The 1,064-nt window shown below is 42.6% G+C and carries 1 pseudogene; it reads right to left on the bottom strand.

Annotated features, from left to right (window positions below):
* Nucleotides 1–1,064, bottom strand: a pseudogene (locus tag ACVCXO_RS00360) (hypothetical protein); the annotation flags it as partial.

The following is a 1,064-nucleotide window of genomic DNA, read 5'->3' as shown; positions in this document are numbered from 1 at the left end:
CCCTGGACTTGTGTATTCAATAGTATAGGTCGCTCCTGAAACACCATTAGTCACCAATCCGCTAGTTGCGTTTATTGTTGCGCCATCGATTGGTATCGGATTAAAAGTAAAACTCCCGCCAAGATCTCCTGTAATATTTGCGGTTCCGCCATCACAAGTTGCTGTCATAGTAAAAGAAGCGTTTCCGGAGGTTAAAACAGTTACCGTTTGTGTGCTACTTGTTCCGCAGGTTCCTGGACTTGCGTATTCTATCGTATATGTGGTTCCTGAAATTCCATTAGTTATCGTTCCATTAGTTGTATCTATTGTGGCTCCATCGGTTGGTATCGGATTAAAAGTAAAACTTCCACCAAGATCTCCAGTTATATTTGCGGTGCCGCCATCACAAGTTGCTGTCGTATTAAAAGAAGCATCTCCTAAAGTTAAAACAGTTACCGTTTGTGTGCTACTTGTTCCGCAGGTTCCTGGACTTGCGTATTCTATCGTATAGGTTGTTCCAGAAATACCATTAGTAATCGTTCCGCTATTTGCGTCTATTGTTGCGCCATCGGATGGTATTGGATTAAAAGTAAAGCTTCCACCAAGATCTCCTGTAATATTTGCAGTTCCTCCATCACAAGTTGCTGTCATGTTAAAAGCAGCGTTTCCGGAGGTTAACACGGTTACGGATTGCGTGCTATTTACTCCGCAGGTTCCAGGACTTGTATATTCTATGGTATAAATAGTTCCTGAAATTCCATTCGTTACCGCTCCGCTAGTTGCATCTATTGTGGCTCCATCGGTTGGGATCGGATTAAACGTAAAACTCCCACCAAGATCTCCTGTGATATTTGATGTTCCGCCATCACAGGTTGCTGTCATAGAAAATGAAGCATTTCCGGAGGTTAAAACAGTTACCGTTTGTGTGCTACTTGTTCCGCAGGTTCCTGGACTTGTGTATTCTATCGTATATGTGGTTCCTGAAATTCCATTAGTTATCGTTCCACTAGTTGTATCTATTGTGGCTCCGTCGGATGGTATTGGATTAAAAGTAAAGCTTCCGCCAAGATCTCCTGTGATATTTG

Source organism: Lacinutrix sp. MEBiC02404 (assembly GCF_053601575.1).
The sequence above is the reverse complement of the archived record's forward strand: the minus strand, read 5'-3'. Positions and strand labels throughout refer to the sequence as shown.